Annotated in this window: 14 protein-coding genes and 1 pseudogene; 2 read left to right on the top strand and 13 right to left on the bottom strand. The window is 68.9% G+C overall.

Going from position 1 to position 15,546, the window contains the following annotated elements; genetic code table 11:
- Window positions 1-9 precede the first annotated feature (9 nt).
- The 8 genes from VF106_RS19865 to VF106_RS19830 form a co-directional block, all read right to left on the bottom strand.
- Window positions 10-1,032, bottom strand: a complete 1,023-nt coding sequence (locus tag VF106_RS19865) for an MCE family protein (protein ID WP_330841252.1) — start codon at window positions 1,030-1,032, stop codon at window positions 10-12.
- Entirely contained in the window at window positions 1,029-2,018 is a 990-nt protein-coding gene (locus VF106_RS19860; protein ID WP_330841251.1) for an MCE family protein, read from the bottom strand. Before VF106_RS19860 ends, VF106_RS19865 begins: the two co-directional genes overlap by 4 nt.
- Window positions 2,019-2,133: 115 nt before the next feature.
- Complete coding sequence (locus tag VF106_RS19855) at window positions 2,134-3,141, bottom strand: MCE family protein (RefSeq protein WP_330841250.1); 1,008 nt, start codon at window positions 3,139-3,141, stop codon at window positions 2,134-2,136.
- 49 nt (window positions 3,142-3,190) lie between these two features.
- Window positions 3,191-4,432, bottom strand: a complete 1,242-nt coding sequence (locus VF106_RS19850; protein WP_330841249.1) for an MCE family protein — start codon at window positions 4,430-4,432, stop codon at window positions 3,191-3,193.
- Window positions 4,429-5,286, bottom strand: a complete 858-nt coding sequence (locus VF106_RS19845) for an MlaE family ABC transporter permease (RefSeq protein ID WP_330841248.1) — start codon at window positions 5,284-5,286, stop codon at window positions 4,429-4,431. The genes VF106_RS19850 and VF106_RS19845 overlap by 4 nt, the downstream gene beginning before the upstream one ends.
- A gap of 4 nt (window positions 5,287-5,290) precedes the next feature.
- A complete protein-coding gene (locus tag VF106_RS19840; protein WP_330841247.1) occupies window positions 5,291-6,076 on the bottom strand; it encodes an MlaE family ABC transporter permease in 786 nt (261 codons plus the stop codon).
- Window positions 6,073-7,089, bottom strand: a complete 1,017-nt coding sequence (locus VF106_RS19835; protein WP_330841246.1) for an ABC transporter ATP-binding protein — start codon at window positions 7,087-7,089, stop codon at window positions 6,073-6,075. The genes VF106_RS19840 and VF106_RS19835 overlap by 4 nt, the downstream gene beginning before the upstream one ends.
- A 148-nt stretch (window positions 7,090-7,237) precedes the next feature.
- Window positions 7,238-8,035, bottom strand: coding sequence for a class I SAM-dependent methyltransferase (locus VF106_RS19830; protein ID WP_330841245.1), 798 nt, complete (start codon window positions 8,033-8,035; stop codon window positions 7,238-7,240).
- Between the two features lie 85 nt (window positions 8,036-8,120).
- On the opposite strand from VF106_RS19830, the gene VF106_RS19825 reads away from it, so the two are divergent.
- Entirely contained in the window at window positions 8,121-9,845 is a 1,725-nt protein-coding gene (locus VF106_RS19825; RefSeq protein WP_330841244.1) for a LamG-like jellyroll fold domain-containing protein, read from the top strand.
- Between the two features lie 10 nt (window positions 9,846-9,855).
- Here the strand turns inward: VF106_RS19825 and purH are convergent, their stop codons facing one another.
- On the bottom strand, window positions 9,856-11,418 hold the full coding sequence (gene purH, locus VF106_RS19820) for a bifunctional phosphoribosylaminoimidazolecarboxamide formyltransferase/IMP cyclohydrolase (protein WP_330841243.1): 1,563 nt from the start codon (window positions 11,416-11,418) through the stop codon (window positions 9,856-9,858).
- Complete coding sequence (gene purN, locus VF106_RS19815; RefSeq protein ID WP_330841242.1) at window positions 11,415-12,023, bottom strand: phosphoribosylglycinamide formyltransferase; 609 nt, start codon at window positions 12,021-12,023, stop codon at window positions 11,415-11,417. The genes purH and purN overlap by 4 nt, the downstream gene beginning before the upstream one ends.
- Window positions 12,024-12,140: 117 nt before the next feature.
- On the opposite strand from purN, the gene VF106_RS19810 reads away from it, so the two are divergent.
- Window positions 12,141-12,938 (top strand): phosphotransferase family protein, encoded by a 798-nt coding sequence (locus VF106_RS19810; RefSeq protein WP_330841241.1) that lies wholly within the window; start codon window positions 12,141-12,143, stop codon window positions 12,936-12,938.
- Here the strand turns inward: VF106_RS19810 and VF106_RS19805 are convergent.
- The 3 genes and pseudogenes from VF106_RS19805 to VF106_RS19795 form a co-directional block, all read right to left on the bottom strand.
- Window positions 12,928-14,316 (bottom strand): cell division protein PerM, encoded by a 1,389-nt coding sequence (locus VF106_RS19805; protein ID WP_330841240.1) that lies wholly within the window; start codon window positions 14,314-14,316, stop codon window positions 12,928-12,930. The genes VF106_RS19810 and VF106_RS19805 overlap by 11 nt on opposite strands.
- 131 nt (window positions 14,317-14,447) lie before the next feature.
- Window positions 14,448-15,140, bottom strand: a complete 693-nt coding sequence (locus VF106_RS19800; RefSeq protein ID WP_330841239.1) for a DUF5336 domain-containing protein — start codon at window positions 15,138-15,140, stop codon at window positions 14,448-14,450.
- Window positions 15,141-15,317: 177 nt separating this feature from the next.
- Window positions 15,318-15,546 (bottom strand): annotated as a pseudogene (locus tag VF106_RS19795) (succinate--CoA ligase subunit alpha); the annotation flags it as partial.

Genomic DNA, 15,546 nt, shown 5'->3' with positions numbered 1-15,546 from the left:
AAGCTCCGCTCATCGGCCACCTGCTGTTCCATCGGTGATCGGGGTGGGCACGCCCGGCCAGTCCATGTACTCGAGCAGCAACCCCCGGCCCTGCAGCGTGCCCGACTCGGGGTCGAACGCCTGCAGCACGTTGGTCACGGCGAGCGGCGCCACGTCGAGCGCCTCCGCCAGGGACGCCCGGTTGTCCACCAGCAGCTGTGTGGTCTGCGCCAGCTTGTCCACATTGGACTTGATGGCGAGGCGGTTGTCCTTGATGAACGCCTGGATGTCGGCGAGCGCGGTGGCGAGCGTGGCGAGCGCGGTGGTCAGCTCGTCGCGGTCGGCGGCCAGCGTGTCCGACACCTGGGCGAGCTGGGTGTTGACCTCCAGCACCTGCTGGTCATTCGTGGCCAGCATGGTGGTGAACTTCTGCAGCTCGTCGATCGTGCCGAACAGGTCGTCGGCCGAGCCGGACAGCGTCCGCGCCGCGTCGGCGAAGTTCCGCACGCTCTCCTTGAACGCCTTGCCGTTGCCGTCCAGGTTGGCCGCGCCGGTGTCGAGCAGCTCGGACAGCGCCCCGTCGGAGTTCGCGCCGTCCGGGCCCAGTGCGGTGATGATCTCGTTGAGGCTGGCGTACAGCTCGTCCAGCTCGACCGGGGTCGCCGTGCGGGACTCGGTGATCACGGCCCCGTCCTTGATCACCGGGCCGTTCCTGGTCAGTTCGGTCAGCTGCACGTACCGGTCGGACACCACGCTCGGCGCGATCACCACGGCGCCGGTGTCCGACGCGACGCCGACCTCACGGTCCACAGTGAACACGACCTCGACCCGGTCGCCACGTGGGGTCACGGACTCGACCGAGCCCACCTTCACGCCGAGCACCTGTACGTCCGAACCCGCGTACACACCGACCGCGCGGCTGAAGTACGCGGTGACCCGCTTCGGGTCGTCGCCGCCGAACACCCACCACAGCACACCGGCCGTGAGTACGCCGAGGATCACCACGATCGAGACGAAGCGCCCGAACCGGCGCCGTGCCCGTGTCTGGTTCATTTCGCGGCCCCCGGAATCCGTGGCGGGATACAGGGTTCGCGGTTCTTCTCCACCAGACCGCAGACATACGCGTCGATCCAGCGGCCGCTGCCCGTGATGTTGTTGAGCACGCGGAAGTACGGGCCCGCGAGCTTCAGGCTCTGGTCGAGTTGGGCCCCGTACCTGGTCAGGATGTCGGTCACCTGTTCCAGCTGTGCCAGCGCGGGACCGAGCTGGCGCTGGTTGTCGGCGACGAGCCCGGACAGCTGCTCCGCCAGCTCCGTCGTCCCGGTCAGCAGGTTGTGGATGGCGTCGCGGCGGCTGTTCAGCTCGGTCAGCAGCAACTCGCCGTCGTCGAGCAGCTTGTCGAACTCCTCGTTGGTGCCGGCCAGCGTCGTGGTGATCTGCCTGGTGTTCGACAGCAGCTGCGCCAGCTGAGCGTCCCGCGAGGAAACGGTGCGGGACAGTGCGGTCAGACCGTCCAATGCGGACCGGACGTGTTCCGGCGAGTCGGCGAACGTGTCGGAGATCGTGCGGAAGCTGTCGGCGAGCTGTGCGGTGTCGATCTCGCCGACGGTCGACGCGAGCCCCTCGAACGCCTGCGTCACGTCGTACGGGGTGGCCGTGCGGTCCATGCCGATGTGGACGTCCGGGTCCTGCTCGCGCTCGCCGGTCGGGTGCAGTGCGAGGAACTTGCGGCCAAGCAACGTCTTGATCTTGATGGCGGCGGTGGTGCTGTCGCCGATCCAGGTGTCGTCGACGCGGAAGGTGACCAGCACCCGGTCGACGTCCAGGTCGACGTCCTTCACCTCGCCGACCTTGATGCCCGCGACCCGCACCTCGTCGTCCGGGCGCAGCCCGGCCGCCTCGGAGAACTCGGCCTGGTACGTGGCGCCGCGAATGCCCGGCAGGTCCCCCCAGAAGTACACCAGCGCGGCAATGGCCACCAGCACGACGGTGCCGATCACTCCGATCGGGCCCGGACTGCGTTCACGGAAGGACTTCATGACGGCACCGCCCCCGCTCCGTGGCGCCAAAACGCTCCGCAGGCTCCGCTACATCGGCGCCCTCCGCGGGCGCGGCACTGTCCTGGATATCGATGATTCGCTCCGCAAGCTCCGCTCATGACGCGTCACACCTCGGGTGCGGGTTGTCGTAGTCCTGGCTGGGGAAGCCCACGACGGTCGCCTCGCACAGGTAGAAGTTGAACCACGAGCCGTAGGAGGCGTTGCGCCCGATCCGGTCGAACTTGGTCGGCGTGATCGTCAGGAACTGCTCCAGTTCCGCGCTGCCGGTGACCAGGTTCGACGACAGCAGTCCGAGGCCGGAGATGCTCTCCTTGAGTGGCTCGCGGGCCTGGTCCAGCAGGCCCGCGGTCGCGTCCGTGAGCGCGGCCATGCCCTCGATCGCGTCCCCGATCGCGGTCCGGTCGCCGGCGAGGCCGGTCACCAGCTGCTGCAACGTGCTGACCAGAGTGGACAGCGCGTTGCCCTGGTCGTTGATGTTGCCCAGCACCGAGTTGAGGTTGTTGATCACCTGGCCGATGACCTTGTCACGGTCGGCGATCGTGGCGGTCAGCGAGCCGGTGTGCGCGAGGAGGCTGTCGATCGTGCCGCCTTCTCCCTGCAGTACCTGGACGATCTCCCCGGACAGCTGGTTGACGTCCTTGGGGGACAGTGCCTGGAACAGCGGTTTGAAGCCGTTGAACAGGTCCGTGAGGTCGAGCGCGGGAGACGTCCGGTCGAGCGGGATCTCGCTGTGCTCGGCCAGCAGGTCGGACGACAGCTTCTCGCCACGATCCAACGCGATGTACCGCTGGCCGACCATGTTGCGGTACTTGATGGTCGCGGTCACGTCGGCCGGCAGCTGCTTGGACCTGTCCACCGAGAAGCGGACCAGCGCGAGGTTGTGGTCCACAACGGACAGCTCGTCGACCTGGCCGACCCGCACACCGCGGATACGGACGTCGTCACCGGGGTTCAGCGACGTGACGTCGGTGAACCGGGCCGCGTAGCTGATCGTGTCACCGACGTTGGTGTTGCCGATCGAGATCGCGAGCACCGCCGTGGCGAGCCCGGTGACCAGCACGAAGATGAGGCCCTTGATGAGTGGCCCAACGAGCTTTCTCATGACGCCCCCTCGCCCGCTCCGTGGCGCCGGAACGCTCCGCAAGCTCCGCTCATCGCAGCGTCACCTCCGTGCCGCGGTAGAGCGGGCCGACGAGCACGCTGCTCCAGGCCGGCACCTCGCCGAGTGACGGCGCGAGCAGGGTGGCCACGAGTTCCTGTTCCTGCGGCGAGTTCGGCAGCCCGAGGTCGCCTCCCGTCAGCAGCGGATGTCCTTCGCTGCCAGTGGGTTTGGCGACCACGCCCTGGGTCGGGGCCACGCCGCTCGGGTAACACCGCGGCCCGCCGGTCGCGTTGTACACCGGGTCGTCCTTGCCTGGCACGTACTTGCCCCGCGACTCGGTGATCGTCACGTCGACGTTGAAGCCGGGCTTGCCCGATTCTGCGCCGAGCAACGCGTCGAGCGACGGCTTGAGGTCGGTCAACGCCTTGAGGGTGCAGGGGAAGCTCGGCGAGTACTCGGCCGCGAGCTCCAGTGGCTTCGTGCTCGTCGTGGCCAGCCGGATCAGGTTGTCCTTGTTGTTCCGCAAGAAGATCGTGACGTCCTGCGCCGAGCGGGTGACCTGCGCGTACAGGTCGGTGAGCTGGACACGTTCGTCAGCGACGGTGTTGAGCGTGACCGACGAGTCGGTGAGCGCGTCGAGCAGGTCGGGCGCGATGTCGCCGTACAGCGCGCTGACCTTCGCCAGTGCCTGCAGATCGTCGGTGAGCTGCGGCAGGTTCGGGTTGAACTCCTCGAGATACGCGGCCGTGGACGCCATCGCCTGGCCGATGCGCTCGCCCCGACCCTCCAACGCGGTGGAGATCGCGGTGAGCGTCGTCGCGAGCTTCTGTGGCTGCACGGCTTTCAACACCGGCAACAGGTCGTCGAAGACCCGCTCCAGCTCGATCGCGTTCGCGGAGCGGTCCTGGCGGACCACGTCCCCGGCCACCAGCGGGCCCGCACTCGAGTCGTCCGGAATGGACAGTTGCACGTACCGCTCGCCGAACAGCGTCTTCGGGATCAGCAGCGCGGTGACGTCCTTGGGTAAGCGGGGCAGCATGTCCGGCTTGATGGCCAGGTCGATGGTGGCGCCGTCGTAGCCGCCGTGCACCGCACGGACGCTGCCCACGACCACGCCCCGCGCCTTGACCTCGGAGGACTTGTTGAGCTGGTTGCCAACTCGGTCCGCCTTGAGCGTGACCACCACGTCGTCGGAGAACTTCCCCTGGTACACCTGGATGGACAGCGTCACGAGCGCCGCCATCACCAGCAGGAACGCGACGCCTGCCGCTCTTCTCGCGAGCTTTCTCATCCCGCCACCTGCACAGTCGTGGTGGCGCCCCACAGCGCGAGGCTCAGGAACAGGTCGATCACGTTGACCGCGACCAGCGACGTGCGCACCGACCGTCCTACCGCGACACCCACGCCGGCCGGACCGCCGGACGCGCGGAAGCCGTAGTAGCAGTGCGCCAGCACGACAACGACGCTGAACACCAACACCTTGCCGAACGAGTAGAGCACGTCGATCGGCGGTAGGAAGAGGTGGAAGTAGTGGTCGTAGGTGCCGGCGGACTGGCCGAAGAACCAGATCGTCACCTGTCGCGACGCGATGTATGAGGTCAGCAACCCGATCGCGTACAGCGGGATGATCGCGACGAAACCGGCGATGATCCGCGTGGTCACCAGGTACGGGATGCTCGGCACGCCCATGACCTCGAGCGCGTCGATCTCCTCCGAGATCCGCATGGCGCCGAGCTGCGCGGTGAAACCACAGCCGACGGTCGCGGACAGCGCGATACCGGCCACCAGCGGTGCGATCTCGCGGGTGTTGAAGTAGGCGGAGATGAACCCGGCGAGCGCGGACGTGCCGACCTGGTTGAGCGCCGAGTATCCCTGCAGGCCGACGACGACGCCGGTGAAGGCGGTCATGCCGACCATCACGCCGATCGTGCCGCCGATGACCGCGAGCGCGCCGGACCCGAAGCTGACCTCGGCGATCAGACGCACGATCTCCCTGCCGTAGCGCCGAAGCGCACGCGGGATCCAGGCGATCGCCTTGAGGAAGAAGAAGATCTGGTCGCCGAGGATGTCGAGGAACGTGAAGCGGCGGTCGACCGCGGCCAGGAAGCGGTTGTCGGCCTTGGGTCTCTCGTCAAGGAGCGCCACGTACTCACGCTCCCTTCGGCGGCACGAGCTGCAGGTAGAGCGTCGTGAGGATCAGGTTCAGCAGGAACAGCAGCAGGAACGTGATCACCACGGACTGGTTGACCGCGTCACCGACGCCCTTCGGGCCGCGGCCGGGGTTGAGGCCGCGGTAGGAGGCGACCACGCCGGCCACGAAACCGAAGATCACCGCCTTGATCTCGGAGATCCACAGGTCCGGCAGCTGCGCCAGCGCGGAGAAGCTCGCGAGGTACGCACCGGGTGTGCCGCCCTGCATGACCACGTTGAAGAAGTAGCCACCGAGCACCCCGACCACGGAGACGAGTCCATTGAGGAACGCGGCGACTCCCATGGCGGCGAGCACACGCGGGACGATCAGGCGCTGGACGGGGTTGACGCCCAACACCTCCATCGCGTCGATCTCCTCGCGGATGGTGCGGGCGCCGAGGTCCGCACACATGGCCGAGCCGCCCGCGCCGGCGATCAGCAGCGCGGTCACGACCGGGCTGGCCTGCTGGATGATCGCGAGGACACTGGCCGCGCCCGTGAACGACTGTGCGCCGATCTGCGTGGTCAGCGACCCGAGGTGCAGGGCGATGACCGCCCCGAACGGGATCGACACGAGCGCTGCCGGCAGCAACGAGACGCTGGCGATGAACCAGAACTGTCCGACGAACTCCCGGAACTGGAACGGCCGCTTGAACGTGCACCGGATGACGTCCAGGCCCAACGCGTAGAGCCGACCGGTCTCGCGCATCGCCGCGGCACCGGGAAAGCCTTGCCTCGTGGTCATCTCAGTGGCGTCCCGAGTTGGTATCTCGCCCGGTCCTCGGCGTCCAAACTGGACAGGATGCCGCGCCGGGCGGCAGGTGGGAGCGTGTGCACGATCCGCATGACGCGGTCCTTGCGACGGCGCACGGCCTGGCGGTACGGCAGCCCCGGCGTGGGCTGGAGCTGCGGCACGACGCCGCGGATGTCCTCCGTCGAGCCGTCGTGGTGGCCGGCGGCGGCGTGTGCCTGCTCGGCGGCCATGGTCGCGTCGTCCTTCTCCTCGGACATGCCGATCGGGCCGATGCGGCTGCCGTTGAGGAACTGCTTGACGGCCGGCACCTCGCTGGTCAGCAGTACCTCACGGGGTCCGAACATCACCAGCTCGCGGCGGAAGAGCATGCCGATGTTGTCCGGCACCGTGCGCGCGAGGTTGATGTTGTGGGACACGATGAGGATCGTGGCGTCGACCTGCGCGTTGAGGTCGATGAGGAGTTGGGAGATATAGGAGGTGCGGACCGGGTCGAGGCCCGAGTCCGGCTCGTCGACCAGGATGATCTGGGGCTCGAGCACCAGCGCGCGGGCAAGCCCCGCACGTTTGCGCATGCCGCCGGAGATCTCGCCGGGGAGTTTCTTCTCCGCGCCGGCCAGGCCGACCATCTCCATCTTGCCCAACACGATGTCCCTGATCTCGCGTTCGCTTTTCCTGGTGTGCTCCCGCAACGGGAACGCGATGTTGTCATACAGGTTCATCGAGCCGAACAGCGCACCGTCCTGAAACAGTACGCCGAAGAGTTTTCGGATCTCGTAGAGCTGATGCTCGGAACAACGCACCAGGTCAACGCCATTGATCACGATCCGGCCGGTGTTCGGCTTGAGCAGCCCGATCAGACATTTCAGGAATACCGACTTACCGGTGCCGGACGGGCCGAGCATGACGCTGACCTCACCCGCCGGCAGGGTCAACGTGACGTCGTGCCAGATCCTCTGCTGCCCGAAAGACTTCGAGAGGTTCTCCACCACGACCTCGACTCCCAAGGCACACCTCCGCTGGTGTCAAGGCCGGGCTTATCTACTGGCGAGTACGCTAACGAGCCGCGTCCCGACCAGCAAGATTGGGTTTGTTTTTCTGGCCTCCGTGACAATGTCGCCAAGCAGGATTGTCAGGTTGTGCGCAAAACTTCGATCAATACGCCGTTCGGCCTACGCCGATGAGCGAAACGGCGTTCATTTGTGCCACCTCACGGGCGGCGAGGAGATCGAGGAACCGCGCACGCACGTTCGGAAGGATGCCTTCCGCTACGCCGTTCAGCCGTGTCCGCATCGCGGAACCGACCACGATCGCCCACGCGGTCGTCTCGTTCAGCGGCATGTGATGCTGTTTTGTCACCACACGCACGTCGTGCACACCCCGCGCGGTGAGCCAATGGGTGAACTTCTCGACCGTGTTGATCCTGGCGGCGGGCCCGCGCCCTCGGTTCGTCGCCGGCTCACCGCCCTCGGCCACCACTGCCTCCTCGAGGATCTCCGGCACCGGCGTGATGGCTTCCTCGGCCCAGGTGGTCACGACGAACCGGCCACCGGGCTCGAGCAACGAGACCAGCCGGTCGGCTCCCGCGTCCATGTCCGGTAGGAAGAAGACACCGTAGGCGCACTGGACGATGTCGTAGTCCCGGCGCGGCCAGGTGGTCGCGTCCGCGTGGACGAAGTCGAGTTGGGGCAGGTCCCGGGCATCGGCCCGACCCTGCTCGAGGAGGCGCTCGGCGAGGTCGATCGCGTCGACGTGCCCGCCCGGCCCGACGGCCCTCGCGGCGGGGATGGCGGAGGCACCCGCGCCACAGCAGACGTCCAGTACTCGGTCACCCGGCCGGGGATCCGCCGCCGCGACCGTCGCCTCACCGAGTGGGTTCCACAGCACGGGTCCCAGGACGGCGAACTCCTTCTGACCTGCGTCGAACACATCACCAAGATCCATTGTGGTCATGCCGCCAAGCTACGCCCGAATTCACCGATCAGGGTTAAGGTCACGTTCGCCTTGCCGTCGCCGAGGTCTGCCTAGCATCCCGCCCATGACGACCCGTCGTATGTTTCTGCTGGGTACCGGGGTTGCCGCGGCGGCTCCCCTGGCTTCGTACCCCTCTGCCGCCGCTGACGTGAGGGGCGGCGGCCGGCCCGACCCCGACAGCGGCCGGTTCACGATCGCGGTGATCCCCGACACCCAGTACCTGTTCGACCAGGACCGGGGTGACTCCGAGCCGCTCGACGCGGCGCTGCGGTACCTGCTGGACAACATCGGGCGCGAGAACATCGTGTTCATCTCGCACCTCGGCGACCTCGTCGAGAACGCCCTGCGCAGCGAGATCCAGGACATCGGCCGCTCGTTCCGGGTGCTGGACCGGCGGCGGGTCGGCTACAGCGTGCTCGCGGGCAACCACGACATCAACTCACGCACCGACGACCAGCGTGGTCCGTCGCCCTACCTCGACGAGTTCGGGCCACAGCGCTTCAGCGGCTCGCCGACGTTCCGGGGCGCGAGCGCGGACGGCTACAACAGCTACCACGTGTTCCGGGCCGCCGGCCGGGACTGGCTCGTGCTCGCGCTGGACTGGCGGATGTCGGCGAAGGGCTTCGCCTGGACCCGGGACGTGCTCGCGAAGCACCCGTCGCTGCCGGTCATCCTCACCACGCACGAGTTGGTCGAGGCCGACGACACCGGCGTGGCCGCGCTCTCCGACTACGGGCGCCGGCTGTGGGACGACCTGATCGCCGACCACGACCAGATCTTCCTCACGATCAACGGCCACTTCTGGCCGCCCGGCCGTACCGTGCTGCGCAACACCGCGGGGAACGACGTCCACCTGCACATCACGAACTACCAGGACCGGTACTACGGCGGCAGCGGCATGATCCGGCTGTACCAGTTCGACCTGGCGCGCGGCGCCATCGACGTGCGCACGTTCTCGCCGTGGCTCGCCGGCAAGAAGTCACTGAACACGTTGGCACGCAAGGAGCTCGAGCGTTCCGGCGACGTCGACCGGTTCACCGTGCCGATCGACTTCGCGACACGGTTCGCCGGCTTCGCGCCCATCCCGGTCCGCGCGGCCCGGCCGGCGAAGGAACTCGTCATCCCCGGCACGGTCGCGTACTGGCGGTCGGACTCGCTCACCGACCTGTCCGGCAACGGCAACAACCTGCGCCAGGTAGGCACGCTGACCGGCACTGCCGACCACCACCCGGACTCGCCCAGCCACGGCAGCAGGTTCTTCGGCAAGGACGGCTACCTGACCACCGTGGACAACGCGCCGGTGAACCGGCTGCGGTTCGACGGCGGGTACACGGTCGAGACGTTCATCAAGCTGCCGGCGGGGTTCAACAGCCCGTGGTGCGGGCTGCTCACCACACTCGCACCGGGCTCGGCGGCCGGCAAGACCGGCGACGACCCGAGCGAGCCGATCTGCACACTGAACCTGTCCGACGGCGCTGGCCTGCAGTGGGCGGTGTTCCCTGACAACCAGAACGGCATCTCGACCAACTGGGGCCACGAGATGGACGAGGAAACGTGGTGGCACGTCGCCGTGGTCAACGACGGCACACACACCACGCTCTACGTCGAGAGCTCACCACTGCTACGCAACCCGGACACCCCGGCCACGGGCATAGCCACGGTCGGCAGCCCATGGCTGGTAGGCGCGTACGCCTACAACAACATCATCGAAAAGTCCTACCACGGCTGGCTGGGCGACACCCGCATCACGAACCGCCCACTAACCCCCAAGGAGTTCATGACCCACTAAACCTCGCGAGTTAGTGGGCGAAGTGGCGGGTGCCTGTCAGGTAGACCGGGACGCCTGCTGCTTCTGCCGCGGCGATCACTTCCGCGTCGCGGACCGAGCCGCCTGGTTGCACGATGGCGCGGATACCCGCCTCCATCAGGAGTTCGGGGCCGTCGGGGAACGGGAAGAACGCGTCCGAGGCCGCTACCGAGCCCTGTGCTCGGTCACCCGCACGGGCTACCGCCAGCTTGGCCGCGTCGACGCGGTTCACCTGGCCCATGCCGACACCGACCGTCGCGCCGCCGGAGGCAAGCACGATCGCGTTCGACTTGACCGCCCGGCACGTGCGCCACGCGAACGCCAGGTCGGCCAGCACGTCGTCGTCGACCGAGGCGCCCGTCGCGAGCGTCCACTTCGCCGGGTCGTCGCCCGGGGCGTCGATGATGTCCGACTGTTGCATGAGGAGCCCACCCGACACGGCACGGAACTCCGGCCCGCCGCGTCTGGGCGCCGACGCCACCAGGATGCGGATGTTCTTCTTGCGTGCCAGCACGTCCACCGCGCCGTCGGCGTAGCTCGGCGCGACGATCACCTCGGTGAACACCTCCGCGACCTGCTCGGCCATCTCCACCGACACCTCGCGGTTCACGGCGATCACCCCGCCGTACGCCGAGACCGGGTCGCAGGCGTGTGCCTTCCGGTGCGCCTCTGCGATGTCCGAAGTGGACACCGCGATGCCGCACGGGTTGTTGTGCTTGATGATCGCGACGCACGGCGGCTCGTGGTCGTACGCCGCGCGCCACGCCGCGTCCGAGTCGAGGTAGTTGTTGTACGACATCTCCTTGCCGTGCAACTGTTCCGCGGTGGCCAGACCACCTGAGGTGTGCCCGGACACGTACAGCGCGGCCTTCTGGTGCGGGTTCTCGCCGTACCGCAGGACGTTGCGGCGGTCCCAGCTCGCGCCGACCCAGGACGGGAAGACGGTCTCGGTCTCGGGTGCCAGCACCGAGCCCATCCACGACGCCACGGCGATGTCGTAGGTCGCCGTGTGCCGGTACGCGTCGGCCGCCAGCCCCTGCCGGTCCGCGAGCGTGAAACCACCGCCACGCACCGACTCCAGCACCCACTCGTACCGGGACGGGTCCACGACCACCGCCACGCTCGCGTGGTTCTTCGCTGCCGCGCGCACCATCGCCGGCCCGCCGATGTCGATCTGCTCGACGCACTCCTCCGGCGACGCGCCAGACGCGACCGTCTGCGCGAACGGGTACAGGTTCACCACGAGCAGGTCGAACGGCTCGATGCCCAGAGCCGAGAGCTGCTCCACATGCTCCGGCTTGCGCAGGTCCGCCAACAGGCCGGCGTGCACCCGGGGGTGAAGTGTCTTCACGCGCCCGTCGAGGGACTCCGGGAACCCGGTGACCTGCTCGACCGGCGTCACCGGCACGCCGGCGTCCGCGATCACGCGAGCCGTGCCGCCGGTCGACACGATCTCCACGCCGTTGGCGTGCAGGCCGGTCGCCAGCTCCAGCAGACCCGCCTTGTCCGAAACCCCGATGAGGGCCCGGCGAACCGGGCGCCGCTCGTCAGTCACGGGATGCTCACCTTTCGTCCGTGCACCGTGTACCCCTGCCGGGTAAGCAATGCGATCACGTCGACCAGCAGCCGACGCTCCACCACCTTGATGCGCTCGTGCAACGCGTCGGCGTCCTCACCGGGCACGACGCTCACCGCCTCCTGCGCGACGATCGGCCCGGTGTCCACTCCCACGTCGACGAGGTGCACCGTGCAGCCGGTCACCCGCACGCCGTACGCGAGCGCCTCCGCCACCGCGTGCGCTCCCGGGAACGCCGGCAGCAGCGCGGGGTGCGTGTTGAGCACGCGCCCGGAGAACGCGGCGAGGAACTCGGGGCCGAGGATCTTCATGAACCCGGCCGACACCACCAGGTCCGGCTCGTACGCCGCGACCGCCTTGGTCAGCGCGCGGTCCCACTCCGCGCGGTCCGCGTGGTCCTTCAGCCGCACGACGAAGCTGGGCACGCCGGCCCGCCCGGCCCGCTCGAGGCCGGCGATGCCGGTCCGGTCCGCGCCGACGGCGACCACGCTGATGGGCAGGTCAGGCTCGTCGAGCACGGCCTGCAGCAGGGTGCCGGATCCGGAGACCAGGACGACGACCCTGGCCGGGCGGTCAGGTCTCACCGAGATTGACTCGCTCAGTGTCGGCTCCTGTGCTGCGGCATACCCGCAGCTTAGGCAACGGCTGAACACCACGGATAACCGGTAGCCCGGCACGTTCGCCTCGGCTAGCTTTCGCCTGTGAGCACGGCCGTGTACGAGTTGCCGGGCGAGGCGCTGGTCGTCAAGCGGTACACCGGCGAGTCGCGGTGGAAGCAGGCGAAGGAGGTCCACGTCTACTCCCTGCTGGCAGGGGTGGCGGGGGCGCCGTCGGTCGTGCACATCGACACGGCGCGCGGGGTGACGGTCCTGACCCGTGTGCCAGGCGAGCCGCTGTCCTCGGTGCGGGTCGACACCATCGAGGACGTCTACAGGCAGATCGGGGAGCTGCAGGCGGCCGTGCACACGATCACGCAACCCGCGTTCGGCTACCTGACCACGTCGCTGCTGGACCCCGCGCCGGACAACACCGCCTACATGAGCGAGCGGTTCGCCACGAAGCTCGCGGAGTTCGCGGACCGGGACGGCGACCCGGCGATCCACCGGCTGGCGAGCGAGTACGTGGCGGAGCGGTCTGACCTGTTGGGCAACTGCGCCGGTGCCGTGCTGTGCCACAACGACCTGCACGAGGGCAATGTGCTGGTCGAGCAGGGCACCGACGGCTGGCGGGTGACGGGGCTCGTCGACGTTGAGAACGCGATCGCCGCCGACCCGTTGATGGACCTCGCGAAGACGGTGCAGTACGACCTGACGCGGTCGCCGGGGAAGGTCGCCGGGCTGCTGGCGGGATACGGGCCACTGCCGCCGGACGGGCCGGCGCGGCTCACGCTGTACCGGCTGTTCCACGCGCTGGAGCTGTGGGACTGGTTCGCGGAGATCGTCAACACGGAACCGCTGGCCGCGATCGCGGCGGACATCCGCGAGCTGGCTAGTCCCTAGCCGCCTCGACCGCGTCGGGCAGCTGCGCGGGTGGCTCGTCGTCCTCATCCTCGTCCTCGTCCTCCGGGTCGTCGATCAGCCCGGGCAGCGGTTCGGTGGCCGGCCGCGTGCCGGTGAACCAGGCGGTGACCGCCGCGGGGATGGCCGTCCACAGCACGAGCGCGATGGACACGGCCGCCGCACGCATGCTGACCGGGTCGAACGTGCCGCGACCGAGCCGGCCGCCGGCGTGGGCGGCCAGTACGACGAAGCACACCGCGACGACCCCGGTCGCGACACCCACCGCGTGCAGGCGCGCGACCGGGTCCTCGTCGACGTCTCGCAGCAGGTACCCGACGAGCACGCCGACGGCCAGCGGCAGCAGGAACAACACGGGCCACCACGCGGCCTGCTGTTCCGGCAGCGCGGCGAGCAGTGGCACCGCGGGGGGTGGGCCGCCGGTGAACTCGAGCGGCGACACGGTGATCGTGCCGAGCGAGAACCCGGGCCCGGCGAGGAACGAGGTGGCGGCGACGACGGCGTTGGGCAGGTAGCCGATCGACAGCAGCAGCATGCCGACCGCGTTGCCGGCCCCCGCGGGAAACATGTCCCGGGCGGCGGCGGTGGACGTGAGCAGCGCGAACGTCAGGACCGCACTGCCGGCGGCGAGCAGCAGCACCACGGCGAGGAGCCCGGCCCGCAACCCGGCGACGGCCACCACGTCGACTCGCCGCGCGAGCACGGCGAGCAGTTCCACGCGACCACACAGGACCCCGAAGGTGGCGGCGGTCGCGGACACGAGCGCGGGGTGGGCGAAGGCGGCGAGAGGGTCCACGGTGACCTCTTCACCGGCCACGAGCATCGCGACGACCAGCCCACCGGCGGCATGCGCCGTGGCGACGGCGCCGACCACGAGCGCCGCCTGCCCCGGCCGGTGCAGGTCCAGCCGCTCGGTGGCACGGGCCACGGTCTTGGCGATGAGCACCACGACGACGATCGTGGGCAGGAGCGGCAGCACCCCCAACTCGAGCCCGAGAACCGACACCGGCACCTGGTAGGCCGCGAGCCAGCTGGGCAGCGCGGCGCCCAGGACACCGGTCGTGGTGAAACGTGCGTGACTGGCGAGCGCGGTGACGACCGCGAGCAAGGAAGCGATCGCCACGTAGCCGGTGAGGATGGGGCCGACCGCGAGGAAGGTGAGCACGCGCAGCTGGGTGAGTGGCGGCACCGGGTCTGCCAACACCTCCGGCTCGGCGGCCGAACCCACGACACCCGCGGTCTCGGGTTGTGCGCGTTCCTCGGGAGGCGCTGCGTCCTGGGCGGAGGTCGGCTCCTCACCGGGCTCCGCGTACTCCGTTCCGGGCACCGGTTCGTCGGATCCGTCGAGGTCGGCGGCCATGCGGCCACAGTCGCATGTGGACATCGCCAGGCGCGGGACGCCACGCGCCGGCATGACCCGATCAGGTGAAAACGCGGATGGGGTGGCACCGGAGGAACCGGTGCCACCCCATCCGGGCGGTCAGAAAACTTCTAGTGCTGCTGGGGGTAGCCACCCGGCGGGGTGCCGGGCTGCTGCGGCGGCTGGCCGAACTGGCCCTGCTGCGGCGCGAACGTCGTCTGCTGCCCGGGCGGCGCGCCGAACTGACCCGGCTGCGGCGGCTGCGGTTGCTGCGGCGGCGGGGCCGGAAACTGGCCGGACGGCGGGAACGCGCCACCGGGCTGCTGGGGCTGGTGACCGTACGGGTTCGGGGCCGGGACCTTCAGGATGCCCGCGTCGAACAGGAACGCGACCACCGCGGCACCCGTCTGCAGGAAGCCGAAGATCATCAGCAGGATGGTGCCGGTGCCCACGTCCGCGGACGTGGAGAACGTGAAGAACAGCACAGACAACCAGCCGGCGATGGCGAGCCCGGCCGGCGCGACGCCCGCCTTCTTGTCCTCGCCCGGGAGGATCGCCGGCAACGAGAACACAGCGGCGAGCAGGAACAGCGCCGGCAGGGCCGAGCCGTTGGCGAAGAAGCCGCTGTCGCGTTCGGTCTGGGCCGCGAAGCCCATGAAGAAGGTGATCAGACCCAGACCACCGACGGCCAGGTGCAGGATGGCCGGCAGGCTCAGCTTCGTACCCCCGCCGGGGGGCGGCCCGTAGCCGGGGCCAGGAAAGGGGGGCTGCTGCTGCGGCCCTTGGCCCGGGTAGCCACCCGGGGCCCCGCCTGGGAAGGTCATCGCGTTGCTCTCCTCAGCTCACTTGCCGCGATAGTAAGGACACACGTCTGCTTGCAGACCATTCGACGGTCGCAGACACGAGGCGGTTCCCACAGCGAGACCGGGACCACGAACTACCGTCGGTGGGGCGGCACGCTACACGAGCTAACCGCCCCACGGTCTGGTGACTCGCGGTGGTCAGGCGTTCTGGGCCACGAGCTTGCGGGCCAGTTCAGCCGTCTCGGACGGCGTCTTGCCGACCTTGACACCCGCCGCCTCGAGGGCCTCCTTCTTGGCCTGCGCGGTGCCGGACGAACCGGACACGATCGCGCCGGCGTGGCCCATGGTCTTGCCTTCCGGCGCGGTGAAGCCCGCGACGTAGCCGACGACCGGCTTCGACACGTGCTCCTGGATGTAGGCCGCGGCC

Origin of the sequence: Actinophytocola sp. (assembly GCF_036378875.1) — a bacterium.
Classification (GTDB): domain Bacteria; phylum Actinomycetota; class Actinomycetes; order Mycobacteriales; family Pseudonocardiaceae; genus Actinophytocola.
The sequence above is the reverse complement of the archived record's forward strand: the minus strand, read 5'-3'. Positions and strand labels throughout refer to the sequence as shown.